The organism is Pseudomonas sp. AC239, assembly GCF_979258545.1.
Genome location: NZ_OZ409864.1, coordinates 4,159,057 through 4,180,339, shown reverse-complemented (window position 1 = coordinate 4,180,339; position 21,283 = coordinate 4,159,057). Strand labels below are relative to the sequence as shown.

Sequence of the window (21,283 nt, the reverse complement as noted above, 5' to 3'; positions counted from 1 at the left end):
CCATTACTTGCGCACCTGCAGCTCGAAGCCGACCGCCAGACCGGCGAAGTTCCACGGAGCAACGGCTATCACCGTGTACACCGTGCCGTCGAATGTGATCTTGTCGTTGCTCTGCGGTGCAGGCATGTCTTCACCAGTCAATTGAACCGGCGACACCAGCAGCTTCACGTCGCCGCGAACAATCAGCGTCCCATCGATGTACTGGTTGTCGTACTCCTCGCGGAAGCCGGAGCCGTTCACGATCAGCTCGATGGGTGCAGGCGGCAAGTCTGGGTCGTATTCGCCGATGATCTCGCGGCGCAAGACCAGTTCGAGTCCTTTTCCGCCCTTGCTGCGCGGCGCGAGCATGCGGGTTGCCGTAGCCTTGGCGCGGTCATAAATGTCTGGCATCACTTCCGCCTTATCTTGTAGATCGCCGAGCAGCGACAGTTCGCGCGTTCACTCCAGCCAGCACCCAGCGCAGAATCGCCCGGGTAACGAAGCAGGGCGCCGTTCGGGCTTTGAAACGGCTGATCCTTCTGCACTTCCTGCCCGCCCATCACCGAATGCGTGCGCCGGACCTTCTTGTCGGCCCGATCGCGCCATGTCTTTGTCACTGAGTCGCGATCAAGACCCTGAGCAATCAACTGCTCGTAGACCTGATCACGGCCGGCACCGAAGGATTCCAGTGCCTCAGCCTTGGAAAGCATCTCGGCGTAGGTCTTCATCAGCCGATCAGCATACAGACCGGCGATCTTGTCGACGTCAGCCTGGGCAACGGGCTTGCCCGCACTGATGGCGCGATTCACGATGCCATCGAAGCGGCGATCCCGGCGCTTGCGCTGCAAATAACTGCGCATCTCGTCGGGGTTTCCGCTCAGCAACTGCCGGCGGGCATTGATGACGTATTGCGCGTAGTTCCCGGGTAGGCCAATCACACCGCCTGAGCGGGATCCTGTTTGCGCGCTTACTCGTCCAAGTAAATCGAGCGCAGCCTGCCGTGGGCTGCGGGTCATCGGCGTGGCGCCTACTTCGACCTGCAGCGACGGCGTAGCTACAGCGCGGCTGCGCGAGCCGATAACGGCCCGAATGGCCTCGCGCACATTCACGTCAGCGTCGCGTCGAATCTCGGCGGATTTTTCCACCAGCCACTGCTCTGGCTCAGGCTTGCGGACGTCGAATTCAAATCGCCCCAGATCTTTCGGGACCGCGATCGCCTTGATCTCAAACTTGGCGCCTGCGAGGTACACATTTCGAGCCAGCTCGAGGAAAGCCGCCAGCGCGCCCAGGCTCAGCAGCGCTGCCAGCCCGTTTTCGTCCTCTTCGGCTATCAGCCGCTCAACTTCAGCCACCTTTGCCGCGCCTACCACCAGCTTGATCTGGTCCAGGTAGGCCTTCTGCATCGCAGGCTCCATTCCCTCGATGGCCTGGATGATCTGCGCCGGGGTCATACCACGAACACCGCAGGCAGCGTGTAGCGGGCCACCAGCACAGGAGCGATCATCTCGTCGATGATGCTGATCACCGGCCTGACCGACGCCGCGCCATCTGCGCCTGCCGCGACAGAAAACTCTTCCTCGATCGGACCTACCTTCTGGCGCTTCACTGTGGATGCGGCCACGAAGTCAGGGCTCAGGCTGCCCGGTTCGACCAGTTCACGCAGGGCGGCTTCGTAGGTTGCCTGTTCAACCTCAACCGGAACTTGATCGGGTGGGATTGCATGCCCCTCGTAATCCTCAGCACCGGTGCGCGGCCACTCCATGGCTTGCCCTCTGCCCTCGGTCTTCACGCCGGGGAACAATGACTGCCACACATCAGAAGCCAGCAGCTTCCGATAGCGGCCGTCGATGTAGACCGATGCCCGGAGCAACGCAGCCTGCTTCGCCACGTCATCGCCGGTCCACGCGGCATTCGCGCGCGCAGCGTGATAGGCGTCGGCAGCTGCGACGGTTCCGTAAAAGTCTGGCATCGGGATATCTCGAATAGGTGGAGCGTCATGCGCTCCGGTTTTGCGGGGTGTTACGCCTTGACGGCGGCCAGTGCGGCCTGCAGGGCTTCCAGATTAGCTTCGGCGTCGAACTCAACGTTCAGCGCCTTCAGCTCGTCGATGACCTTCTGCTTTTCGGCAGCGGCAGCGGCCTCGGCCTCTTCCAGCTTCTTGCGCAGGGTTTCGACTTTGCTGTTACCAGCAGCATCAATCCCCAGCGCCTTCAGCTTGGCAAGCAGTTCGGCCTTTTCGTCGCCGGACGGAGCCTCGACAGCCTCAAAACTGAGGACATCGATTTTCTTGGCCTGCTCGAGCTCTGCCTCGGTCAGGGTCAGCTCCCGGCTTGCACCGATGCCGATCATCTTGATCGCGCCCATGGACCAGAGGCCGCGCGGACAGGTGCCGCTGTTAGTGACTTTCACTTTCATGACAACCCCCTTATGCAGGCTCGGACACGCCGTCCATGTACGCCATGGCGCCTGGCAGGCGAACTTCAACACCGCCGGTACGCGCGATGATGCCGGTCTCGAAGCCCATGATGGTCTTCTGGTGAACCGGCAGCACCATACGAGGCATTGGCAGGTGGAAGCGGATCACGTCCAGAGCGCGACGGTACGCGGCGATACGACCACCGCCACCAGCACCTGCGGTCGACAGCGAGTCGGCCGTCAGGATGGTCAGCGGGCGACCGGTGCGCGCGGTGTACACGTTGGAAGTGCGGAAGCGCTCCAGGATGGTCGGGCTGTTCGCTTCGGTACCGACGAAGACCGTCGATATGTAGTCCATCACCTCGAGAGGCAAAGCCAGGGTATCGGCCAGCTCTACGTTGTTCGACGCCTGCGGCACCACCTTGAGCAAGGTGTTGAGGTCGTTCAGAACCTGTTGCGGTGTCTTGTCGACGAAGAGCGTGGAGCTGCCAGTGCCGGTGGCCGCAGCGGTGATGGTCTGCACGTTGGACTGGTTGACAAAGCCACGCCAGTTTTTCTCGGTGCTACCGGTGGTGGCGATGTCGTAGAGCAGGCGCTCGGTGGAGCGACTTGCCGACATGGCTTTCAGGTCGTTCAGGTTGCGGCCATACAGAGCGGCCTGATTGACCTCTTCCAGATTCCACTCCCAGCCGGAGCCGATCATGGCGTAGTCGTGCGAGCCTTCGCCCCACGAAACGTTGTTGAACGGCATGTCATTGGCAGCGCCGGACAGGAACTTGGCTTCGCCCGCGAGCTGCATGCTGTAGAACTGGGTCCCGATCGCCCATTGATTGCCTTCGGTGACGACAGGCATCAGGTCGCGGTAGCTGTATTCCGGGTAGCGAGCTTCATAGATCGCGGTTTCGATGTTGCGGCCCTGGGCTACAACGAATGGCAACGCTGCTTGAGCGTCTGCGAATGCTTGTCGCATGTTATGCGCTCCGGTTCTTGAGGGAGATTTCCACGATGTCGCCGGCGGCACCAGTGGTGTCGAAGAACGCGCTCGGGATCGGGCCAACAATGCCGGTGCCGGCAGCGTTGGTGTAGGTGTTGGTGGCGGTCACGTAGTACACCGGATCGCCATCGACCACTGGCGTGCTGACCGTCACGTACATCTGGCCGCGCTCACGAATGGACGCGGTGAAGTACTGCGGGTAGCCGTCGACCAGGGTCGAGCCTGCTTTCACGGCCGGGACAGCTGGGGTCAGCTTTGCGATGCCGACAAACTTGCCGCCGGCTGCGAATGGAACAACCCCATGGTCTCCGGCGCCGCGCTGGACCGGCTCGCCGAAGCGGACGCCGGCAGCGTTTTCGATGGTGCGGCTGATGTCGTTCTTGATCTCTTCGTTCGCCGAGGCGCCATGAAGGCCCTTGGCTGGACGATCAGGGTAAGTCGTTTGATAAGCGGCCATGATGGCTCCTTACTTGGCGGGCTGAGTGGAGTTGAAGTCGGCCAGCATCTTCGCGCGGGCGGCTTCAGCCGGGTTTTCGCCTGGCTTACTGTCCTGATGGATCATGTGCTGCCGGAACGGGTCATTGGCCGGGTTCTTGGCAGCGTCCTCGACCAGGATCTCGAAGCGCGCGTCGATGTAGGCATCAGCCTTGCCGGCCACGGCCGCATCACCCAGCTTGGCGACCACGACAGCCTTGCGGATGTCAGCGTCGGTCTTGCCGGTGTAGTCCGCGTCGGCGATCGACTTGGCCTTGCTGATCAGGTCAGCGCGGGCGGTGACGCGCTTATCGATATCGGCATCGCTGAGCAGCTTGGCTTTCAGGTCGTCGATCTCGGCGTCTTTCTTGGCCAGTTCGCCGTCCTTCAGCGCGATCGCCGTAGCGTGCGCATCGGTCAGCGTCTTGGTGGCGGTGGCAGCATCGGCAAGCTTGGTGTTCAGCTTCTCGATGGCCTGGGCGCCTTGCTCGGTGACATCAATGGAGATGCCATCGACAAGGAGTTTCCGCAGTGAATCAGCCATGTCATGGCCTCCTTTGGGGGTGTGTGGTTTTTGGTCACCGATGCGAAGGTGCTCGCCACCCCGAGCTCGATGCTCAAGGCTGAGGTGATTCATTTTCATGGGGCCGAGGAAGCAGTCGTACTGCTCGCCCTCGGGGGAAACGCCATCCTGAAACACGACCTCGGCGCCGTAGCCCATGGACAGCTCGCGCTTGCCGGACTCGTAGTCCTCGATCGCCTTGGCGTCCATCAGCACCAGCGGCACCTTGACGAACTGCCCGTCGCGGACAACCTCGCCACCGGTTTGGCCGATCGCGACGTCTTTCCAGTTCTTGGAGTTGACGCCGTCCCCGCCCGGGTGGCCGTTGGTCATTGGCCGGTAGGCATACGAGTGCATGGCGTCAGCGTGGAAGACCGCGCTCTCTGGCCGGTACACACGAACGATTGGCTTATCCCGCAGGCCGTGTTCGTTGTCCGGGTCGATCTCGGTACCCAGATAATCCTGAATACCGGTGCGCGCGACTCGGGCCTCGGCCACCAGATAGCCGTCCTCGGTGCGCCGCACTCCCGTGACTGGCACGGAGTCGGTGAAGATCATGGGGCGAGCTCCTCGAAGATCTCTGGACCCAGCTCAATCGCGCCACGGTATGGCTCGACCTTGTCGATATCGACGCTGCCGGGTTCGTAGGTGAAGGTGATGTGGGGCTGATAGTCCGGCCAGTCCCAAGAGGCGCCAGCCTCAACGATGGAGACGTGCCGCCAAGCCAGTTCGGAGCTGTTGAACAGCAGCACCACCGCGCCTTCGCCGAACTTGTCGATCAGCCTTGCACCACCTGGTGCAATCTTGAGCTGACCCTTGCCATCGCCCGACCACGACTCGCCGACCTTCATCCAATCCACCGGGTTGCGGCTGTAGGCGACGGTGACGTGCAGGTCAGCAGCAGGGACAGTTGATTCGAAGCCCTGCGACTTGGCCCACTCGATAATCTCGCCGCCGTTGATGACCTTGCGGGACACATACAGCGAGCGAGGAGCGGCGTCAGTGATCGCTTTCTTCGCCACCGCCTGATCCGCAGCGGTGTCCGGCAGATCGGCGTCGTCATCGTCGTCATCGGGCAGCTCCCGGCCGAACTTCTCGATCGCCGCTTCCAGCCCCGGCATAACGCTCAGCTCGACCAGAAGGTTGACCGCAGCGGTCGAGAGCGCATCCTCAGGGAACAGTCCGGAGTCTTTCAGCGCCTTGATCGTATCTGCCGTGGTCTTGCCGATATCGGCCCGCTCTTTCGCTGTGGCCTGCCAGAGTGGCGCCCAGGTGTAATGGATCTCTTTCGGGCGGCTGCCGAGCGCGGAGCGGATCAGGCCCTCGTCCAGCACGTTCATGGCTGGCTTGATCTCCAGCTTCTGGCGTGAAGCGATGTTGTCGTAGTAGTTGCGGGTGTTCTCTTCGCCATTGGCACCCAGACCGGTCGTTGACTGACCGAACATGCGGGTACCTGGAACGTCGAATGCACCGGATACGCCCAGCCTTGTCTCGGCGATGACATCAGGCAACGTGCCGAAGCTGGCCGACTTGGAACTGTGCGTCTCTTGCCCGTCGAGGATCAGCGTTCCGTTGATGCCCTTGGCCGTAGCGGCAAGCCGCAAGCGCTCCAGCAGCAGGCGCTCGTAGTTCTTGTCCTGCATGCTCGACATCAGGTTCGGGATGTTGATGACGTCGATCTTGGCCTCGTAGACCAAGCTGACCACGTTGGCGACCGTCTCGTCGTAGTGACGCACAGCCGGCATTGCCGACAGCAGCACCGAGTCACCCCAGCCGAAGCCAGTGCCTACGGCAAGCTCAGAGTCTGGATGCGGCACGCCGACAAAGATCACCAGCCGGGACGGGTGAATCTCCACCGTCGAACCCGGCAGCCGGTACGCCTTTGGCTTGCCGAAGCGCGGGCTTTGCGGATCCTGCTCGATCTCTGTGGCGCTGAGCTGGCGGCGAGTCATCACCGTCAGGTACTTGATTCCGCCCTTCCCGACTCGATCCGGCTTGAGCTCTGATGCAGTGTCACGCTCACCGGTGCCGATGAATACCGCAGCGCCACCGAACAGGCGGGCCTTCAATAGGGCCTCCAGAATCTTGCCCTTGACGTTCAAGCGATCCTCTTCGGCTTCGATCAGTTCGATCTGAGCCTTGTCGGCCTGCCAGTTGCGCCAGTTGCGGCACGCATCAACGGCCGGGATGCTCACGCCCTTCTGCGCTGTCCACGATCCACGGAAGGCGTTCAGCAGTTGCTGGTCGTCCATCACCGGAAGCGCGTAGTGCGAGTGCGATGCCTTGTCGCGCGCAGTGCCCAGTCCTGCGACCAGGTTCTGCAGGCTGTCTTTCAGATAAGTGAATGCGCTCATTGGTCGCTCACGTTCGCGAGTGTGTAGCTGCCCGCAATCGGGAAGCGCTGGACAATGAAGTAGCCGAGTGCGTCGACCGGGTCTTCAGTGCCGTCCTTGTTGGGTTCGCCTTTTTCGTCGTAGGCCTGCTGCTCGAGTACCTGCGTACTCACCGGACAGTTGTCGGTGTTCACCAGGTAGCGGCGTTTCTGATCGATGTTGAGCATCATGGCGTTCACGGCCAGTACCCGATCGCGAACCGCTGGGTTCGATGGGTTCACCATGACCATGAAGCCGGCGGCGCGGAGTAGGCTGTGGTCTGACTCGCTGCCGCTGACGCTCTTGCGGTTCTTGCCGCTGGCGTCCGGGTAAACCGTGATGCTGTGGCCCGGATACCGCCGTTTGAGCTCGACGATCATCGCGGGCGTGTCGAACAGGTGCGTGGCCTCTTCCAGCAGTAGCGGCAGGCCGTCACGGATGACATGCACCGTCGCGGCCATCCGGTTGATGTTGAAGTCCATACCGATATGCAGCTGCTCGCCCGGGCGAATCGTGGCGTCGGTGTGGTTCTGCTTGCGGCAGAAGTTCGGGTACACGCTGCCCGACGTCAGGTTGACGAACAGGCCGTCGATGTACGCGTCCACCAGGTTGGCCGGGTACGACTCCCGCAGCGACTTGATGTAGTCCTTCGGCAAGTTCTTCGCGTTCTGCCGTGTCGAGGCGTGCACGATGCCGTACAGCGGACGCTGACTTGGGTTAGCGGCCAACTCCTTGACGAACTTGCGATAGACCCAGTTGAAGCCCTCTGGCGTCGTGGTGACGTCGATAGTGTTCATGGCTCGGGTCGGCCACACCGTGGACATCCGCGCGATGATCTTCTTCCAGGCGCTGTCAGCCTTCTTGATCGCCATGCAGTCGATCTCGTCGACCAGTGCATGAGCAATGTTGAAGCCGACGATGCGGTGCGGGTGTTCCATGCTCTTGCAGACAATGGTCGACAGGCAGCGGCCCCGGTTGTCGCGCAGGTACACGCGCTTCTTGCTCGGTACGATGTCGGCGAACAGGCCGAATGCCTCGGCCACCACCGGCATGGTGTCGTAGAAGATGTCCGCGATCTGCGGATAGGTCGGCGCGAAGTAGCCCTGCGGAATGCCTGGGTGCTCCAGTGCGTTGATGCACATCCGGACGCACCCCACAAACGTCTTACCACTACGGTAGCCGCCGACGAACGCTGAAAACTTCTTGGGGTGACTGATGAACTCGAACTGCGGCTTATTCAGCTTCAGGGTCGCTTGCATCTTCTACCCCGATGATTACTTGTTTGGGCTCGGGCAGGCCCTGATTCGGGTCTTCCAATTCGCGGCGCAGCTTCTCGTTGAGCAGGCGCTTGTTCTCGACCTCGATGCGTTTGAGCTCGGTGTCGAGGTCGGCATGGCCAGGCGGTGAGAACATTCCAAGGTGGCGGCCGATATCGACCAGCGCGCCCTTCTTGTCGTGCAGCTTGACCTTCAAACCGTCCCGGCTCTGGGACACCTCGGCAATGGCTGCTGCCGTAGAGTCATCCACCTCAGCCGAGTCGATCAGCGCTAGGCCGTGATACGGAACCATGTCCTCCGCATTGCCTTCTTCGTCCTCGACCATGCGGACCTGCGTCTCACCCCAGCGCACGACCTTGCGGATGTCGCTGAAGCCGATCTTCGCCAATTCTTTCAGGACCATGTCCTGGGTTATCTCTACCCGGCTCGACCGCGCTTTCATCCCCTTTTCAATTGCTGCCTGGATGTCAGGTTTTGTCAGGTTCTCGTTGCTGATGGATCTGGCTGTCCTTGCGCTGTATCCCGCACGAATAGCGGCTTGCGTGGCATTCAGGTCTATCAGGTACTCGTCGACGAAGCGCTGCTGTTTTGCTGTCAGCGCCATAGGGATTCCTTGAGACTGTGGTGCCTCGCTTGGGCAGTGCTTGAAATGTTTAGGGTTCGTCGGTTATTCCTAGCAATCGGAATCACTGAACGGCGGAGACATTAATGAGCAACCTCGACATAACCGACTCAGACCGCAACTACATGAATGAGATGCGAATGCTCGGCAAGGATCAGGATGGCAACGAAGTTATGGTCGGACTTACCCGAGAGGAAACGTTGCGAGTGCTCGAGCACAATCGACGATTCTTGGCCAACGATCGTGACAGGAGCAAGGACGTTCGCGCCGACTACCTTAAGCTGCATGAAAAGCATGAGCGCGTGCGCATGCAAATTCTCTCAGCGGAAAACGAGGCGAGAAACTTGAAAGGACCTATGCACTAGTGTCGCGACACAATTTGCACTCTCGCGAAACGTGTCGCGACCTACTTGCTCTGACTGCGCTTGATCTGCGCGTCTACCTGATCTGCGCAAGTGTCGAGCAGGTTGATGGCTTGGTTCTTCAGCTCCCACAGCTGGCCGTTGTCGGCGAGGTCTTCATCAGCTACTCGCTCACAAGGCACCAGCTCAGGGGGCTCGACTCTTACTGCCGCTGTCTTTGTTACCACTGGCGGCTTTCCCGCGCAGGCCGTCAGGCAGAGGCTGAGCAGCCCAATCACGAACAGGCTTGCTGTTGCGTTTGAGTTCTTCAAAGTTCTTCTCCGCCTTTCTGGCTTTGGCCTGGCTGGCCTGTAACCGCTTGCTCAGGTCTTTCTGGTAATCGGCGTTGCGCTGGGCTTCGGCGCGCAGGGTAGTGATCGTGGCCTGGCTTTCGAGGTTGGCGTCGACCGCCTTCTTCTTCTCGCTGGCTTCGAATGCCACCTCCCCGCGAAGAGCGACGACTCGCGACTGCTGAATCCCAATGAGGAGCAGGCCGACGAGGGCGATGATGATCGCAGCAGCGAAGGCCTTCATGCGGCATCCGCCTTGCGACCGAGGAAGCGGGTCACCAGCTCGCGAATGGCTGTCACGCCGAGGAAGCCGATCGTGCCACCGGCAGCGACCGACAAACTGGAAGGCCAGGCCATCCACTCGATAATGCTGGACGCGACCAAGCTCAGCGATCCGCAGATCAGCGCCTCGAAAACGATGCGGCGCTTACTGGTTTCCTTCGCGTCGTACATGACTCGAAGCAACGATACGGTGATGGACATGATCACGCCCTGCCAGAGCGGATTGCTCAACGCCAGCCAGATCTTGGCCCATGTGTCTGGCTTGTCAGGCATGTTTGGCATCCGGGTTGCCTCCCCCTTGGGGAGATTGATAAATCCGGCGTCCGACGCACTCCCAGCTCGGGGCAATGGGTGTGGGGAGCCGAAAACGAAAGGCCGGCAGTGCGGCCGAATGGTTGATTACGCTGTACGGGAAAATTCGCCATGACGCTCAACGGATGCCTTGCAATACGCCGCGTGAGCCTCTTCTGGGCTGCTAAATCGGCCGAGATTAATCCGCTTACCATCGGCGACGATCCGAGACCGCCAAGGCTTACTGTTTCTGGTGCCAGGGTCGAAGGAAACGCCCTTGAATCCAGACGTGTTGTTAACGTTGATTTTCCGATTCCTCAGGTTTTCCGCCTGAGTACAGATGCGCAGATTTTCGCGGCGATTGTCCAGCCCGTTGCCGTTCTTGTGATCGACTACCCGACCGCCTTCGCAGCCCGTTATAAGCCGATGCAAACTCCGATAGCCGACATAGACACCGTTCTCGAATAGCGCTTTTTGAACGTATTCAGTTGACCCGGAAGGTCGGATCGACCAGTCGTACTCGGCGAGCAAATGAGCATCCTGCTCATCGACGATTACATCCCGCCCCGCTACTTGAATAGTGGGCATGGATGCCTCCGTGATTTTCAGATGCTCATAAAAAAGCCCCTGCGAATGCAGAGGCCCTGAATAGGTGCGCTCGTCTTTCCGAGCTGTCGGCCAAAGACCATCCCAGCGTCGACGCCCCTTTGCATCGATCTCGCTGTTCCTGTTTCGCGCCACCCTGAAAGCATTGTGAGGTCAGAGTGCACGGGCTGCCGGCGTTGGTCCGTGCGTCGCACTATCCGGCTATCGACGTCCAGGCCTTCCCGAAGGCTGTCCTGGCTACAGGTAAATTCAAGGCACAAAAAAACCCGGCGCAGAGGCCGGGCTGTGATCATAAGTGAAGAGCAACTACATCGAGAAAATCAAAGACCAGTAGCGATAATCTCTATTGTCTTATCAGAACTAGTTCTCGCATATTCGATGGTTATTGTGGTCTGGTCCATTCTCGTGACACGAGCTTCGACTTCACCTACACATTGGACACTTGTAATCTCATGCACCATGGAGACTGCAAGGCTAAAACTTTTTGTAGACGAACCCGCTGCCAATACAATTTTCGAACGGCAAACCAAAACCCCGTTCGCGTACAGCGTAAATGAACCGCCAGCGCCGCCGCCACTCGCGACTACCTGCTGCCTTTTCCTTTCTTCGCTGAACCTTTCCTTTGTAAATCCTGAATCGCCCTGAAGGATAGCTTTCGAGACCTCAGCCATGCTCCATTCAACACCATCCTTCGAAGCTTTGAATGACTTCAGGTTTTCGATCAGCTTTTTCAGTTGCACCCGAAATCCATAAAACACTCCGGCTACAACTATTGGCCAACACAGATTTTTTACTAGGGCCGCGGTAAATTCGTATCCGTTCAACTGTGCAATCCTTTGGAGTTGCTGATTAACAAAAAGCCCGACATGGAAGCCGGGCTTTTTCTTCAATCCTACACACGCAGGAATGACAGGATGGGATTAATTTCGCTCATTCGCTCACTGATGTCAACAGGCAATCACGCCGCTTGTTCAATCAGCAAACCTTCGCCTCCGAGAATGTCGGCGGCGTGTGCCAGTGCCTCGTTTACCAGGTCATCAGCAGCCTTGCCGATATCCTGACGCCACCGGCGGCGAGTCGACTCCGGAGTGCCGTCGTTATCCCAGGTATTCATGTCGTAGAAGCTGTCCTTCAGCACGATCATATCGGCCGATCGAGACTCGTCTTTCTTCGCCTTGGCTTGGCCTGCCGCCAGCGCAGCCTTCACCACTGCTTCGCGGCGCCACTCGGGCGCATCGAGCGGGATCTCGACGGATACGGACGTGGCCACCTTCGGCCGCGCACCCTTTAACTGCGGGATAGCCCAGGCAGTGGTCGCCTTGAACAGGAACAGCTTCGGGGCCGGTGTGTTGATGAGGGTCTGCAACGCTGAGATGGCCTGCACCTTGCGCCCTTTGTGGGTGCTGTACTTCGCCACCAGCGCGTCCCAGTGCTTTTGCTCGAGCGCGCTGTGCAACCGGGCGGACACCCAGCAGTCCACCTGCGTGCGGTCAATAGAGTCAGCACCACGGGAACGAACCAGTGTCGCCAGATCGCCACCCTCCTCTTCGTCAGCAGAGTTGTACAGCTTCTGCCATGCCTGTTTGCTGGTGTTGTCGATCGCCTCAGCCGCGAGGGCCGAAACAACTGCGTTCAGAACGCTTGGATAGATCATGCTGCAGCCCTCTTCAGTTCTCGGGTCTTGGCCCGGTATTCGGCCTTGATGGTTTTGATTTCTTCGACGGTGTACTTGCGGGGCTCATGAGGCCCTTCCAACCAAATCACTTTTTCGGCGCCGATGCGCTGCACCAACCGAATGCGGTACTCGACCGCGTTACCGGACAGGTTGCGGTTGCACTTCACGCACTGGCGGTGAATGTTCAGCGGCTCGAAGCGCAGTTCTGGGCAGGCGCCGACGGATCGGTAGTGGCCGGCGTCCCAGCGGCTACCAGTCATCAGGTCATTGTCGTTCGGCATCGAGTCGCAGCTGATGCACGGCAGGTGCGCATCCCGGGTGCGAACGTATTCGTTCACCGCCGCCTGGGCTTCGCGCAAGTGATCCGCCCTGCTCTTCAGCTTCTCCTTGCGGACTTTGATCTCATGGCGCTCGCATTGACCGATGGCTTTACGGGCTTTCTCGCTGTTCGCCGGCGCGTGAGCCAGCGCGCATTTCGGACTGCACACCACCTGAGTGGTGTTAAACATCGGCGCGAACTTCTCGCCGCAGGCCTTGCAGGTTTTCTGCTTCACATCCTTGAGGGCAGTGCGCATCAATACCGCCCTCCCCACTTGTCCTGCTCGGTCCAGCGCACGTCATGCTCGGCGCCGAAGGCATGCATCAGCTCGAACAGATCGCTGAACCACTTCTGCGATTGCTTGCGGGTCGATACGGCCATCACCACGAAGCCACCGTCGAGGCCTGGCTCTGCGCGCTGCTTCTCCAGCGAGGCACTGAAAAGGCACTTCCAGTCCTCGCTGGTCAGCTTCTTGCCGTGCCAGATGACCTGCTCGGATACGTCCTTGAGCATTGCCCACATCTTGCGGTTGCAGACGTCCGGGCGCTTCTCGTCCTTGATGACCACGATCTTGGGTTTGGTGAAGTCGGTGGCGTGCAGGACGCCCATGAGGCGGCTGATATCGCGCTGGCTGCGGATTGCGAACTCGTTCATGGCTGCACCGCCTGACTCATCGCTGCTGCTTCTTCTGCCCATTCAAATGGGCTGTACGACTCGAAGTCAGTCTCCCAGTGAGCCGGCTCTGTCATACCCACATTGTCGTAGTGCGCCTGATAGTGGGAACACCTGAACACGTACAGGCCTGATCCCTTTTCGAAGTAGTCCTCCCGATATTCAAGGATCTCCGCCTGGATCAAAGCCAGCTGTTCGACGGTGATCTGGCCGCTGATCGCGCTGATGAATGGATCGTCGCCTTCGCTGTTAAATACCTCTACCCAGACCGACTCTTCACCGTTGCGCCAAGCATTGGCGTCGTATTGGTTCTGCTCAAGGTCGTCACGCAGCGTCTCGTTCTCGGCCTTGAGCTGGTCCACCAGGCTGAAGTCGGGCTTCTCGCCAAGCGGTGGCTTCCAGAGCTCGGCGCCGTTGTCCGTGTAGCGGAGGTGGCCCAGAGTTCTCGCAGCAGACTGCAAGCGCTCATTCTCAGCCAGCAGATCCAGCGCCACCTCCTCCACGGTCTTCTCCCCAAGGAATTCCTGCAGCGCCTCGGTGTTGCGCTTCCAGTCTGCGCAGTCGGCACGGTAGGACGCAGCTTCGGCCCACAGCAGCTTCTGGAGTTTTTGTTTGTCGATGGTCATGTCAGAACCCTTCCTTGCCGCGTTGCGATTCCCAATCGAACGGCACCACGATCATTCCGCCCTCACGCAGACGGTCGACGCAGCGGTCACCCATTGCGGCCGGCAACTGGCTGGCTTCGAGGTTGGAGATCACCACCGTCGGGCGCTCTTGCTCGTACCGGCCGTTGATGATTGCGAACAGGGTGGTCAGCTCGAAGTCGCTCGGCTGCTCCTTGCTCACGCCAACCTCGTCCAGCACCAGTAGGTCGGGGTCGATGAGGCTCGACAGAATCTCGGCCTCGCTGCGTTCGCTGTGCTTGTCGTACGTGGAGCGGATCGCCTGAAGGATTGCGCCGACAGTGCGGTACACGGCCGTGCGTGACGTGTTGTGCAGCAGCTCGTTGGCCATGCCGGCGCCGAGGTGCGTTTTCCCGGTACCGGGCTTGCCGATCATCACCATGCAGCGACTGGTCTTCAGGATCTCGTCGAATATCTGCACGTAGTGCTGGCAGAACCGGAGGGCTTTGCGCTGGCCGTCGTTCTCGGCCTGGTAGTTACCCAAGGTGCGAGTGGTGAACCGTTTTGGAATCAGCGCATCGCCCAGCTTGCGAGCGAGGGACATGCGCAGTTCCATGGCCTTGTTGGCCTTCTCGGCCGCGTCGGCTTTCTCGCGGGCAATACGGCTGCACTCAGGGCAATTGCTTCTGAGCTCGCGGCCCAGCACGGCATAAACCTTCTGCTCGTAGGCGCCGTGGGTTTCGCATTCGGCTGGCTGGATGCGAGTACCCGGCGGCAGTTCGGGAGTGGCTTGGACTGGCTCAGAGCGCATAGCTGCCGTCCTCCCGCATCTTCAGGCCCGAGGTGTAATCGCGATCGGCGAAGCCGGTATGGCGGGATTGCGGGAATGGGTGCACGTTGCTGGCGAGCTCAGGGATCTCGTCCTGCCAGCGCTTGCCGTTGAGCCACGTCGCAGGGTGCGGGATGAACTGGCCCCGCTCCTTGATCCAGTCAGGCGTCAGCACCTGCTTGGCCAGAGCTGCAACCATCAGGTCGTACAGCGCCTGATTGACCTTGAGCTTCGCCCACGCCTTCTCGGCTTTGTCCTTTCCGACCTTCCGCGGGTAGAGCTTCCAGAACTTCGGGAACAGGTCCTCGGTCACCACCGGAGCAGGCGACGGAGAGAGGGAATCAGGAATCAGGAATCCGGAATCAAGAGAGAGGGAATCAGCCGGGAAAGAACTGTTCTTGTCTGGTGCTTGCACCGGGCTTGCACCATGCTCCCCCTCCGAAGCCTCTACACTGGGCATTTCAGGGATGACGCTCTTCGCCTCTTTGACGTGGGGGTTCTGGTGCTTCGACCAGTTCACGATCTGGATGGCCTTGAATGATCCAACTGTGTACCGCGTGATAAACCCCAAATGATCCAGGTCGGCGAGCATCTTTTCGATGTCGACGTTGTCAGCCGGGAACAGAGCCATTTTCAGGCGGCGCGGTCGATCTTCAAGGCGCCCTTCCCGATCAGCCTCGGTCCACATGCCAATGAAAAGGAGGCGCGTTGCAAAATCTACTTCAGCCAGGTGTTCGTTCGAGAAGAACCCCGGTTTGATATTTCTGGATCTGGCCATCATGGGCGTCCTTTGCCGATAAGCACGGCAAGCTCAAGGAAGCGATCGACGTACCAGTGAGGTTGCGTCTCGCGCGGGCATTGAGGGCTGGTGAGGTTCTTGCCGTACTTGAGGCCCTTTTCAGTCACGGACCAGAAGTCGACTGTTTCGCCTTTGGAGTTACGGCGCTGCAGGGTTTTTAGATAGCCATGCTCGGCGAGCGCGCGATTGAAGGCTGGCGCCGTGCTGCTGATGGCGTGCTCTTTGATCAGAGCGGTAACGGCCTTGGTTGGCATCGAAGAGCCGCCAGTGGCGTCAGACGCTGCATCTATGGCGTAACCCGGAAGGAACTTCGCATCGAGCCCGTTATTTGCAGCGATCTGGGCAAGCATCATCATCTTGCTCGACGCCGCTGGCTTGAGCAGGCGATCGAAGCATTCGAGAATTGCCAGCTCGCCGACGATCTTCGGATTGGATGGATTGGAACGAGCTCGCTCTCGATCCTCGAGTGCCGTCATTCGGTCGAAAACGAGGGCCTGGAGCTCATAGCTATAGGACATAGCGATGAGGCATGCTTCCCGCTTTGGGAAGACAAAGCATTTTTGGGATCTGCTTCGGCTGTCCATGTAATCGGCTGAAAATTTAGCCGATTGATCTGCGCCCAAAACGCGATGCACTTTGGCCATAAGGTTTTTATGAGTGAGGACAGGGTCGCTCTCTTCGCGATTTGAATTGATGAACTGAACCAGCTCCAAGCTGGACATAGAAACGGATCGCGACACGTTTTCAGAATTAGAAAAACGTGTCGCGACACTGAGGGTATTGCCGGTATTGTGTGAACTGTGCATAATCAGCTCCAGAACGTTTTGTTGTATGCAGTAAAAAGAGCCGGGATTGCGCCCCGGCTTTTTTGTGCCCGCGATTTGGTGGTACTCATTGGCAGATCCTCAATAGTCCCTAGGGGACTGATTAGCCCTTTCTCCCTAGCGACCTGACATTGCTCCGGCTCGGAGATGTTCTGGTCATTCGGTCGAGAGCTGTGTTGATGATTCGCGCAGCCAGCTGTTGAGGTGTGATTCCTTCGGACTTGGCCAGTAGCTCCAGGTCGCTTACACCCTTCCCATCCAGCTGGATTTCCAGCTCTTTTGTTTCAGGCACGGGGCCTCCTCGGCGACTTCAGGCCACATCGGTCTTTGCGTTAAGCTCTTCCATCATCTGGTTCAGGCCACGCTCAAGAATTTCTCGAGCAAGGACAGCTTTCTGGGTGCGCTGGAAACGAGCCATCGCGGTGAGTAGGTCGTCAGCAGCTTCGTCGAGACGAACCTTTGTTGGCCTGTCGTGCATGTGGCTTGGATCAAAGTGCATGTGCGGCTCCTTGGTTACTGATAAATGTTTAAGCGGCAGAACGCTTAGCGGACTGGACCGGGAACGGGCGCAACTCTTCGGCGGTGTACTTACCGTCCTCATGTTCAATCACGTACACGTCCCGACCCACACGGATTGCCTTGTTAAGGGCTCCCTGAGTCATACCAAGCAGCACTGCTGCCTTGGTCTGTCCGTTGGTTTCTGCAAATTCAGATAGCGGGATTCGGCCCATAGCCAGAACTCCATTGATTCACTTGAGCGCAGGTTATCTCCACGGGAGATACAATGCAACTCCATTGGAGATGGTGAGGTATTGCCATTGGGAATATTCTTGAAAGATGAGCACAGAACGACGCGATCTAGAGAGCTGGGAAAAGCAGGAGTGCGCAGCGCTCAAGGCCGCCCTAGCCGAACATAATGCGAAGCTGCCTAAGGGCAGAAAGCTGACGCAGGAAGAAATTGCTCACCAAGTCGGGATGAGCCAAGGCACGCTTGGTAGTCACCTGAATGGTCACAGGCCGGTGACTCAGAAGCTGGCTGTGGCAATGGCAAAGCTGCTTGATATTCCTATTTCGAAATTCAGCACGAGGCTTGCTGGCCAGATCGCGGACATGGCCGCTGCAGTTGGCGATACTTCTAATCCTGACTCAACGAATGTCGGCGAAAAAATCGGCGAGGAGAGCTCCCAAGCCCTTACCAAAGTCACGATTAAGGACAGACACAAAGATCCGCGTGAAGTGATCATGGCGCTGTTTCTAATCGCCACGAAGGCATCAATCACTGGCCTAAGTGAGGCTCACGCAAAACAGATACTTGGCATCAGGGACGAAATGGTCCACCCAAGAAACGAACCATATAGCACCCTGCCAAAAGGTCTTGATGGAATTGCCGCAGCAGCCTTTAAAGTTTCCGAGGAAGGCGGTTTTTCCGATGATCTCTTCTCAATGCTTGAGCACGGGTTAAGCAAACACAGCCACAAGGAACAGGCAAAAGAAGATGTCCGCCCAAAGAAGTCTCGTACCGAGCGAAATTGAGCTCGGCCTGTTTTTGACGGGAAAACGCGTAGAGGATCCGGCCGTTTGTGGGCAGCATCCTCTTTTTTACGGCATCGTCCAGCTTAAGGGGCAGATGCGTTACAACGCGTACGTAAAAATGATCCCCGCCAGGCTGGTATATGCCGAGGTGCTGGCCTCTCTTCTTGGTCGCGCGCTCGGCTTGCCAGTGCCGCTCACAATTCCGGTTTATGCGAAAGGTCAAACTGTCGGCATCACGGCCGCTCATGTCCTCTGCGTAGCAAGCCTTGACTGCGGCGCAGCTCCAATTGGACGAATCGCGAGGCTCGACGACGTCAACGATCTGCTTACAAAGTGGACGCATATACGAACTGCAATCGTGTTTGATGAGCTGATAGCCAACGCCGATAGAAATCTTAAAAACATCTTGCTAGGAGCTGACGGCAAGATATGGCTTATCGATCATGAAGAGGCTCTTAGAGACCCTCTCACTACGGCCCATAGGCAGATACAGAACTATCTTTTGAAGCGGCTATCTGAAGACTTGAGCCAGTTCGAGCTTCGACGTACAGCGCAGAGACTGAAGGAAGAGTCGCTGGGTTTTGTGGATATCGATATCTCTGCTGAAGCGCTGAACGGCATGCCAACTGCGTGTCAGGTTACAGGCGCACATATGGATGCCGTGGTACAGTTTCTCACTGACCGAATTCAGCACATGCCGAAGCTTCTCGAGAGCGGCCTAGGCCTCAGTCAAACACATTTAGATCTGAATTATGACCGTCCACGCGCCTAACATTGAAGGAATTCCAGATTTCCCCGCCTTCGAAGCACAGTGGGCGCCGATCTATCTCGAGCCTATAGTTGAATCTGGAGAACGCTTAACCATTGGCGTGGTTGCAGGGGTTGAAGGACAGGTTTCTGGCAGCCTTACGATTACCGATAAGGCTCTTCAATGCTTGTACGGCGAGTCCGCGCCAGGAATGAAAGCAATGATGGAGATTGCTCTCAAGAAGGCGTTGGTTTACGCCAAAAAAGGATTCGTCCAAGGCTATTCATCTGGAATTCATGGCGTCGTACTAGGGAAAGCCCGCGAAGGGATAGGTTACGATCTCGAGGACATCATTTCCCAAGGGATAGATCTCTGCTCTAGCCTCAGCCTAATTCATAACGAGGACATCAAGTCCAGCCATGACAGGTCCTCTTATTGGAAGCGTGTTCAGAAGGCTATGGAGCGCGTAGATAAGACTCTTGTGCCGCACTTCAATGTACCTGTTGATGTCACAATTCGCGGCTCTAAACTGGCCTTGCAGTGCGACTACTTCTCTTCTCGAATCGCAGTCAACGTCTGTGCTTTTTCGGGCAACTATCGATTGGCTCAACTATTCGACGCTGCCACTTCCAAGGTGTTCAGGCTGGAGCAGCTCAAAGACCATGACGCCCTTATCCGTCACGATCACAAAGCAGCAATGATGCTTGTGGTGCCTCAGGACGCTGTAATTGAGCAGCTGAAGCCGGTAGCGATGAGAACCTACAAGGACCGAATTCTGATGCTGGAAGACATGGCAGACAAAAAAGATTTTGATCTCGTCATGGTTCGCAGCGCCTTCGAAGGTGCGAAGCAAATACAAAGACTCGAAAAGTCAGCAGCTTAGCCAACAAGTAACTCTCCTCCAAGCCCGCCAGTGAGCGGGCTTTTTATCGCCCGGCGAAATTATTATCTCCATTGGAGTTGACATGAATATTTCCATGGGAGATATTTGTCTCATCGCAGCGACACACAGCCACTGCGAAGGGCCTCAACAGACCCGCCGCTCTTTAACAACCAGCGCCATGAACGACTACCCGGCCAGTCCGGTTAGGTCACTCCCGGCTCCATCGGTGGGAGGTCAGTAAACCGATGAACAAAACCGCACTTGCCTCTACCGGCGACCGGCGATCCGACAGGCCCGAAAGCCTGCCAACGCGCAGCCCACTGCGACGGCGGACGAGGTGTTGACCGAACTGAGTGAATGACCTGGTAAGCGGGTGCGGAGAAAAACCACAGATTTACTGATGCCGCTTCGATGAGGCGGCATTGGAAATCAACGGAGGGCAACAACGATGACCGAGGCCATGCAAGGCATCTGCTCTCACGCAGACACATGGGGCCTGATCAGCAACGAGAAGATCGCAGCTGCGTCCTACGAGCTCGCCGACGCAATGCTCGCCGCCCGTTCCGCCTAACCCCAAAAAAACTGGAGGTCGCCATGAGCGACGAGATCAAGTGCCCATCCTGCGGCGAGTTGGTCAGCAAGAAAGAAGTTACCGAGAACGAAGGCGACTGCCCTGCTTGCAATGTCGAGCTTATCGAGGGGCTGCGCGAGTTCGCTTGCTGCGGTTGCGGCAATAAGTACGGCCTCCCCAACCACGACGGCGACGGTCGCTTCTACTGCGGCGGCCAATTCTGCTGTCCTTAACCCGCCACCCTGGAGGCAACCATGAACGCAGCACTGAAGATTTGTCAGGCCATGCACGACGCGCAGTTGCCTCCGATGGTGAGCGAGAGCGCGCAGGAACTGGCTCGGGCTGAGTGGCTGTACAACTCGGTCGAGCAGTTGGTGCGGTTCGGCTGCGACGTCTCGTTCCAGCACCGCATGCGGCCGGCTCAGGGCGTTACGCTGGCCCAGTTCGCTCTGGCAGTTGATGAGCATGCAAACGGACGGCTTGCAGACTGCGAGGTCACCACGGCTTCGCTGGGCTACCTGCTGATCGCCGCCGAACGAGGTCACGCTGACAAGGTCGCCGCCGCCGAACTCCTCGGCCCCAGCGATCACCCACTGGGCAAGCTTGGCGAAATCGCAGAGGGCCTACTTCGACCCCTTGTCGATGACGCGCTGATCGCCCAGGCCGAGGACAACGAGCTATGAGCAATCAGGTAGCACTGGCCCGGCTGGGCCTTGAGATCGCGAAGATGCGCAAATCCTGCACTCCGGTGCCGGATCGCACCTTCGTCATGGGCATGATCGAAATGGCGGAGTTCGCCGAGATCATCGACACCCGCACCGCCAATCGTTATCGGGATGCGCTGGACGCCAAGTTCGTCGAGCGCAACACGCATCTGAAAGGAGTTTCGGCATGACAACCCCTCCGGTGAAAACACTGGTCGATGAGCAGCTCGACGATATCGAGCGCCGCATCGCGATCCTCGGCTTCGGCCTGCCCTTCAACGAAGTGATCGGTCGCAAGCGCGAGGATCTGGTCGACAGCCTCCCGCAGCGCCTGTCGGTGACCATGAAAGGCGGACGCATCGCTGTGAGGGCTCGGCCATGAAGATCGCCTACTGGATTCTCGCATTCACCCTCTTCGTCGGCCTGATGGCTTATGGCACCTCCAAAGACAGCCTGGTGCGTTGCGATCCACCTCAGGCAAAGCCGAGGTTCCTCCAATGACCGGCCGGCAGATGGCGCGCCGCATCCTCATTCGGCG

At 58.5% G+C, this 21,283-nt stretch carries 34 protein-coding genes; 10 read left to right on the top strand and 24 right to left on the bottom strand.

Annotation, left to right across the window (positions count from 1 at the left end; translation table 11 throughout):
* Positions 1-3: 3 nt before the first annotated feature.
* From ACZ0AZ_RS19060 to ACZ0AZ_RS19015, 10 genes are read right to left on the bottom strand one after another with little or no spacing between them, the layout of a single operon-like run.
* Entirely contained in the window at positions 4-390 is a 387-nt protein-coding gene (locus ACZ0AZ_RS19060; RefSeq protein WP_262949009.1) for a hypothetical protein, read from the bottom strand.
* A complete protein-coding gene (locus tag ACZ0AZ_RS19055; protein ID WP_463537904.1) occupies positions 390-1,430 on the bottom strand; it encodes a structural protein in 1,041 nt (346 codons plus the stop codon). Before ACZ0AZ_RS19055 ends, ACZ0AZ_RS19060 begins: the two co-directional genes overlap by 1 nt.
* Positions 1,427-1,948 (bottom strand): DnaT-like ssDNA-binding protein, encoded by a 522-nt coding sequence (locus ACZ0AZ_RS19050; protein ID WP_463537903.1) that lies wholly within the window; start codon positions 1,946-1,948, stop codon positions 1,427-1,429. The genes ACZ0AZ_RS19055 and ACZ0AZ_RS19050 overlap by 4 nt, the downstream gene beginning before the upstream one ends.
* 50 nt (positions 1,949-1,998) lie before the next feature.
* Positions 1,999-2,394, bottom strand: coding sequence for a hypothetical protein (locus tag ACZ0AZ_RS19045; RefSeq protein ID WP_122602504.1), 396 nt, complete (start codon positions 2,392-2,394; stop codon positions 1,999-2,001).
* 10 nt (positions 2,395-2,404) lie between these two features.
* A complete protein-coding gene (locus tag ACZ0AZ_RS19040) occupies positions 2,405-3,364 on the bottom strand; it encodes a major capsid family protein (protein ID WP_122602503.1) in 960 nt (319 codons plus the stop codon).
* Between the two features lies 1 nt (position 3,365).
* A complete protein-coding gene (locus ACZ0AZ_RS19035) occupies positions 3,366-3,845 on the bottom strand; it encodes a structural cement protein Gp24 (RefSeq protein ID WP_262949002.1) in 480 nt (159 codons plus the stop codon).
* 9 nt (positions 3,846-3,854) lie between these two features.
* Entirely contained in the window at positions 3,855-4,982 is a 1,128-nt protein-coding gene (locus tag ACZ0AZ_RS19030; protein ID WP_329517256.1) for a DUF2213 domain-containing protein, read from the bottom strand.
* Positions 4,979-6,778: an anti-CBASS protein Acb1 family protein gene (locus tag ACZ0AZ_RS19025; protein WP_463537902.1), complete on the bottom strand. Its 1,800-nt coding sequence runs from the start codon at positions 6,776-6,778 to the stop codon at positions 4,979-4,981. Before ACZ0AZ_RS19025 ends, ACZ0AZ_RS19030 begins: the two co-directional genes overlap by 4 nt.
* Positions 6,775-8,055, bottom strand: coding sequence for a terminase large subunit domain-containing protein (locus tag ACZ0AZ_RS19020; protein ID WP_110646876.1), 1,281 nt, complete (start codon positions 8,053-8,055; stop codon positions 6,775-6,777). The genes ACZ0AZ_RS19025 and ACZ0AZ_RS19020 overlap by 4 nt, the downstream gene beginning before the upstream one ends.
* Positions 8,030-8,677, bottom strand: coding sequence for a terminase small subunit (locus ACZ0AZ_RS19015; protein ID WP_463537901.1), 648 nt, complete (start codon positions 8,675-8,677; stop codon positions 8,030-8,032). Before ACZ0AZ_RS19015 ends, ACZ0AZ_RS19020 begins: the two co-directional genes overlap by 26 nt.
* A gap of 104 nt (positions 8,678-8,781) precedes the next feature.
* Between ACZ0AZ_RS19015 and ACZ0AZ_RS19010 the strand changes: the two genes are divergently transcribed.
* Positions 8,782-9,060 carry a hypothetical protein gene (locus ACZ0AZ_RS19010; RefSeq protein WP_463537900.1) on the top strand — a complete coding sequence of 93 codons (279 nt, stop codon included), beginning with the start codon at positions 8,782-8,784 and terminating at the stop codon, positions 9,058-9,060.
* Between the two features lie 41 nt (positions 9,061-9,101).
* Here ACZ0AZ_RS19010 and ACZ0AZ_RS19005 read toward each other — a convergent pair whose 3' ends face one another.
* From ACZ0AZ_RS19005 to ACZ0AZ_RS18940, 14 genes are all read right to left on the bottom strand, one after another.
* A complete protein-coding gene (locus ACZ0AZ_RS19005) occupies positions 9,102-9,284 on the bottom strand; it encodes a hypothetical protein (protein ID WP_047297581.1) in 183 nt (60 codons plus the stop codon).
* A complete protein-coding gene (locus tag ACZ0AZ_RS19000) occupies positions 9,244-9,630 on the bottom strand; it encodes a hypothetical protein (protein ID WP_463570734.1) in 387 nt (128 codons plus the stop codon). Before ACZ0AZ_RS19000 ends, ACZ0AZ_RS19005 begins: the two co-directional genes overlap by 41 nt.
* Positions 9,627-9,941 carry a phage holin, lambda family gene (locus ACZ0AZ_RS18995; protein WP_162276419.1) on the bottom strand — a complete coding sequence of 105 codons (315 nt, stop codon included), beginning with the start codon at positions 9,939-9,941 and terminating at the stop codon, positions 9,627-9,629. The genes ACZ0AZ_RS19000 and ACZ0AZ_RS18995 overlap by 4 nt, the downstream gene beginning before the upstream one ends.
* A 126-nt stretch (positions 9,942-10,067) precedes the next feature.
* On the bottom strand, positions 10,068-10,547 hold the full coding sequence (locus ACZ0AZ_RS18990; protein WP_463537899.1) for an HNH endonuclease: 480 nt from the start codon (positions 10,545-10,547) through the stop codon (positions 10,068-10,070).
* 338 nt (positions 10,548-10,885) lie between these two features.
* Positions 10,886-11,389: a hypothetical protein gene (locus ACZ0AZ_RS18985; protein WP_463537898.1), complete on the bottom strand. Its 504-nt coding sequence runs from the start codon at positions 11,387-11,389 to the stop codon at positions 10,886-10,888.
* Positions 11,390-11,523: 134 nt separating this feature from the next.
* Positions 11,524-12,219, bottom strand: coding sequence for a hypothetical protein (locus tag ACZ0AZ_RS18980; RefSeq protein ID WP_463537897.1), 696 nt, complete (start codon positions 12,217-12,219; stop codon positions 11,524-11,526).
* Complete coding sequence (locus ACZ0AZ_RS18975) at positions 12,216-12,815, bottom strand: recombination protein NinG (protein ID WP_463537896.1); 600 nt, start codon at positions 12,813-12,815, stop codon at positions 12,216-12,218. The genes ACZ0AZ_RS18980 and ACZ0AZ_RS18975 overlap by 4 nt, the downstream gene beginning before the upstream one ends.
* Complete coding sequence (locus tag ACZ0AZ_RS18970; RefSeq protein WP_221729473.1) at positions 12,815-13,213, bottom strand: recombination protein NinB; 399 nt, start codon at positions 13,211-13,213, stop codon at positions 12,815-12,817. Before ACZ0AZ_RS18970 ends, ACZ0AZ_RS18975 begins: the two co-directional genes overlap by 1 nt.
* Positions 13,210-13,857 (bottom strand): hypothetical protein, encoded by a 648-nt coding sequence (locus ACZ0AZ_RS18965; protein WP_463537895.1) that lies wholly within the window; start codon positions 13,855-13,857, stop codon positions 13,210-13,212. The genes ACZ0AZ_RS18970 and ACZ0AZ_RS18965 overlap by 4 nt, the downstream gene beginning before the upstream one ends.
* A 1-nt stretch (position 13,858) precedes the next feature.
* Complete coding sequence (locus tag ACZ0AZ_RS18960; RefSeq protein ID WP_463537894.1) at positions 13,859-14,665, bottom strand: ATP-binding protein; 807 nt, start codon at positions 14,663-14,665, stop codon at positions 13,859-13,861.
* Entirely contained in the window at positions 14,655-15,461 is an 807-nt protein-coding gene (locus ACZ0AZ_RS18955; RefSeq protein WP_463538789.1) for a hypothetical protein, read from the bottom strand. Before ACZ0AZ_RS18955 ends, ACZ0AZ_RS18960 begins: the two co-directional genes overlap by 11 nt.
* Positions 15,461-16,288 (bottom strand): Rha family transcriptional regulator, encoded by an 828-nt coding sequence (locus ACZ0AZ_RS18950; protein WP_463537893.1) that lies wholly within the window; start codon positions 16,286-16,288, stop codon positions 15,461-15,463. Before ACZ0AZ_RS18950 ends, ACZ0AZ_RS18955 begins: the two co-directional genes overlap by 1 nt.
* 328 nt (positions 16,289-16,616) lie before the next feature.
* Positions 16,617-16,805, bottom strand: coding sequence for a hypothetical protein (locus tag ACZ0AZ_RS18945; RefSeq protein ID WP_220558448.1), 189 nt, complete (start codon positions 16,803-16,805; stop codon positions 16,617-16,619).
* Between the two features lie 28 nt (positions 16,806-16,833).
* On the bottom strand, positions 16,834-17,037 hold the full coding sequence (locus ACZ0AZ_RS18940; protein WP_463537892.1) for a Cro/CI family transcriptional regulator: 204 nt from the start codon (positions 17,035-17,037) through the stop codon (positions 16,834-16,836).
* 106 nt (positions 17,038-17,143) lie between these two features.
* Between ACZ0AZ_RS18940 and ACZ0AZ_RS18935 the strand changes: the two genes are divergently transcribed.
* From ACZ0AZ_RS18935 to ACZ0AZ_RS18895, 9 genes are all read left to right on the top strand, one after another.
* Complete coding sequence (locus ACZ0AZ_RS18935; protein ID WP_463537891.1) at positions 17,144-17,839, top strand: helix-turn-helix domain-containing protein; 696 nt, start codon at positions 17,144-17,146, stop codon at positions 17,837-17,839.
* The gene (locus tag ACZ0AZ_RS18930) at positions 17,802-18,611 is read left to right on the top strand and encodes a HipA family kinase (RefSeq protein ID WP_236170471.1); all 810 of its coding nucleotides are present in this window, start codon (positions 17,802-17,804) and stop codon (positions 18,609-18,611) included. Before ACZ0AZ_RS18935 ends, ACZ0AZ_RS18930 begins: the two co-directional genes overlap by 38 nt.
* Positions 18,592-19,470: a hypothetical protein gene (locus ACZ0AZ_RS18925; RefSeq protein ID WP_463537890.1), complete on the top strand. Its 879-nt coding sequence runs from the start codon at positions 18,592-18,594 to the stop codon at positions 19,468-19,470. The genes ACZ0AZ_RS18930 and ACZ0AZ_RS18925 overlap by 20 nt, the downstream gene beginning before the upstream one ends.
* Positions 19,471-19,918: 448 nt before the next feature.
* Complete coding sequence (locus ACZ0AZ_RS18920; protein ID WP_463537889.1) at positions 19,919-20,041, top strand: hypothetical protein; 123 nt, start codon at positions 19,919-19,921, stop codon at positions 20,039-20,041.
* Between the two features lie 23 nt (positions 20,042-20,064).
* Positions 20,065-20,274 (top strand): hypothetical protein, encoded by a 210-nt coding sequence (locus ACZ0AZ_RS18915; RefSeq protein WP_463537888.1) that lies wholly within the window; start codon positions 20,065-20,067, stop codon positions 20,272-20,274.
* Between the two features lie 21 nt (positions 20,275-20,295).
* On the top strand, positions 20,296-20,724 hold the full coding sequence (locus ACZ0AZ_RS18910) for a hypothetical protein (protein WP_463537887.1): 429 nt from the start codon (positions 20,296-20,298) through the stop codon (positions 20,722-20,724).
* On the top strand, positions 20,721-20,936 hold the full coding sequence (locus ACZ0AZ_RS18905) for a hypothetical protein (RefSeq protein WP_024013561.1): 216 nt from the start codon (positions 20,721-20,723) through the stop codon (positions 20,934-20,936). The genes ACZ0AZ_RS18910 and ACZ0AZ_RS18905 overlap by 4 nt, the downstream gene beginning before the upstream one ends.
* The gene (locus ACZ0AZ_RS18900) at positions 20,933-21,127 is read left to right on the top strand and encodes a hypothetical protein (protein WP_077571970.1); all 195 of its coding nucleotides are present in this window, start codon (positions 20,933-20,935) and stop codon (positions 21,125-21,127) included. The genes ACZ0AZ_RS18905 and ACZ0AZ_RS18900 overlap by 4 nt, the downstream gene beginning before the upstream one ends.
* On the top strand, positions 21,124-21,246 hold the full coding sequence (locus ACZ0AZ_RS18895) for a hypothetical protein (RefSeq protein WP_463537886.1): 123 nt from the start codon (positions 21,124-21,126) through the stop codon (positions 21,244-21,246). Before ACZ0AZ_RS18900 ends, ACZ0AZ_RS18895 begins: the two co-directional genes overlap by 4 nt.
* Positions 21,247-21,283 lie beyond the last annotated feature (37 nt).

Excerpts from the sequence above, each read along its gene's own strand:
- ACZ0AZ_RS19015 (WP_463537901.1), bottom strand. The coding sequence starts at position 8,677 with ATGGCGCTGACAGCAAAACAGCAGCGCTTCGTCGACGAGTACCTGATA.
- ACZ0AZ_RS19045 (WP_122602504.1), bottom strand. The coding sequence starts at position 2,394 with ATGAAAGTGAAAGTCACTAACAGCGGCACCTGTCCGCGCGGCCTCTGG.
- ACZ0AZ_RS19035 (WP_262949002.1), bottom strand. The coding sequence starts at position 3,845 with ATGGCCGCTTATCAAACGACTTACCCTGATCGTCCAGCCAAGGGCCTT.
- ACZ0AZ_RS18925 (WP_463537890.1), top strand. The coding sequence starts at position 18,592 with ATGACCGTCCACGCGCCTAACATTGAAGGAATTCCAGATTTCCCCGCC.
- ACZ0AZ_RS18970 (WP_221729473.1), bottom strand. The coding sequence starts at position 13,213 with ATGAACGAGTTCGCAATCCGCAGCCAGCGCGATATCAGCCGCCTCATG.
- ACZ0AZ_RS18990 (WP_463537899.1), bottom strand. The coding sequence starts at position 10,547 with ATGCCCACTATTCAAGTAGCGGGGCGGGATGTAATCGTCGATGAGCAG.
- ACZ0AZ_RS18995 (WP_162276419.1), bottom strand. The coding sequence starts at position 9,941 with ATGCCTGACAAGCCAGACACATGGGCCAAGATCTGGCTGGCGTTGAGC.
- ACZ0AZ_RS18920 (WP_463537889.1), top strand. The coding sequence starts at position 19,919 with ATGACCGAGGCCATGCAAGGCATCTGCTCTCACGCAGACACATGGGGC.
- ACZ0AZ_RS18940 (WP_463537892.1), bottom strand. The coding sequence starts at position 17,037 with ATGGGCCGAATCCCGCTATCTGAATTTGCAGAAACCAACGGACAGACC.
- ACZ0AZ_RS18895 (WP_463537886.1), top strand. The coding sequence starts at position 21,124 with ATGAAGATCGCCTACTGGATTCTCGCATTCACCCTCTTCGTCGGCCTG.
- ACZ0AZ_RS18900 (WP_077571970.1), top strand. The coding sequence starts at position 20,933 with ATGACAACCCCTCCGGTGAAAACACTGGTCGATGAGCAGCTCGACGAT.
- ACZ0AZ_RS19050 (WP_463537903.1), bottom strand. The coding sequence starts at position 1,948 with ATGCCAGACTTTTACGGAACCGTCGCAGCTGCCGACGCCTATCACGCT.
- ACZ0AZ_RS19010 (WP_463537900.1), top strand. The coding sequence starts at position 8,782 with ATGAGCAACCTCGACATAACCGACTCAGACCGCAACTACATGAATGAG.
- ACZ0AZ_RS18910 (WP_463537887.1), top strand. The coding sequence starts at position 20,296 with ATGAACGCAGCACTGAAGATTTGTCAGGCCATGCACGACGCGCAGTTG.
- ACZ0AZ_RS18975 (WP_463537896.1), bottom strand. The coding sequence starts at position 12,815 with ATGCGCACTGCCCTCAAGGATGTGAAGCAGAAAACCTGCAAGGCCTGC.
- ACZ0AZ_RS18930 (WP_236170471.1), top strand. The coding sequence starts at position 17,802 with ATGTCCGCCCAAAGAAGTCTCGTACCGAGCGAAATTGAGCTCGGCCTG.
- ACZ0AZ_RS18915 (WP_463537888.1), top strand. The coding sequence starts at position 20,065 with ATGAGCGACGAGATCAAGTGCCCATCCTGCGGCGAGTTGGTCAGCAAG.
- ACZ0AZ_RS19025 (WP_463537902.1), bottom strand. The coding sequence starts at position 6,778 with ATGAGCGCATTCACTTATCTGAAAGACAGCCTGCAGAACCTGGTCGCA.
- ACZ0AZ_RS18960 (WP_463537894.1), bottom strand. The coding sequence starts at position 14,665 with ATGCGCTCTGAGCCAGTCCAAGCCACTCCCGAACTGCCGCCGGGTACT.
- ACZ0AZ_RS18905 (WP_024013561.1), top strand. The coding sequence starts at position 20,721 with ATGAGCAATCAGGTAGCACTGGCCCGGCTGGGCCTTGAGATCGCGAAG.
- ACZ0AZ_RS19030 (WP_329517256.1), bottom strand. The coding sequence starts at position 4,982 with ATGATCTTCACCGACTCCGTGCCAGTCACGGGAGTGCGGCGCACCGAG.
- ACZ0AZ_RS18980 (WP_463537897.1), bottom strand. The coding sequence starts at position 12,219 with ATGATCTATCCAAGCGTTCTGAACGCAGTTGTTTCGGCCCTCGCGGCT.
- ACZ0AZ_RS19060 (WP_262949009.1), bottom strand. The coding sequence starts at position 390 with ATGCCAGACATTTATGACCGCGCCAAGGCTACGGCAACCCGCATGCTC.
- ACZ0AZ_RS19040 (WP_122602503.1), bottom strand. The coding sequence starts at position 3,364 with ATGCGACAAGCATTCGCAGACGCTCAAGCAGCGTTGCCATTCGTTGTA.
- ACZ0AZ_RS19055 (WP_463537904.1), bottom strand. The coding sequence starts at position 1,430 with ATGACCCCGGCGCAGATCATCCAGGCCATCGAGGGAATGGAGCCTGCG.
- ACZ0AZ_RS18965 (WP_463537895.1), bottom strand. The coding sequence starts at position 13,857 with ATGACCATCGACAAACAAAAACTCCAGAAGCTGCTGTGGGCCGAAGCT.
- ACZ0AZ_RS18950 (WP_463537893.1), bottom strand. The coding sequence starts at position 16,288 with ATGCACAGTTCACACAATACCGGCAATACCCTCAGTGTCGCGACACGT.
- ACZ0AZ_RS18935 (WP_463537891.1), top strand. The coding sequence starts at position 17,144 with ATGAGCACAGAACGACGCGATCTAGAGAGCTGGGAAAAGCAGGAGTGC.
- ACZ0AZ_RS19020 (WP_110646876.1), bottom strand. The coding sequence starts at position 8,055 with ATGCAAGCGACCCTGAAGCTGAATAAGCCGCAGTTCGAGTTCATCAGT.
- ACZ0AZ_RS19000 (WP_463570734.1), bottom strand. The coding sequence starts at position 9,630 with ATGAAGGCCTTCGCTGCTGCGATCATCATCGCCCTCGTCGGCCTGCTC.
- ACZ0AZ_RS18945 (WP_220558448.1), bottom strand. The coding sequence starts at position 16,805 with ATGCACTTTGATCCAAGCCACATGCACGACAGGCCAACAAAGGTTCGT.
- ACZ0AZ_RS18955 (WP_463538789.1), bottom strand. The coding sequence starts at position 15,461 with ATGGCCAGATCCAGAAATATCAAACCGGGGTTCTTCTCGAACGAACAC.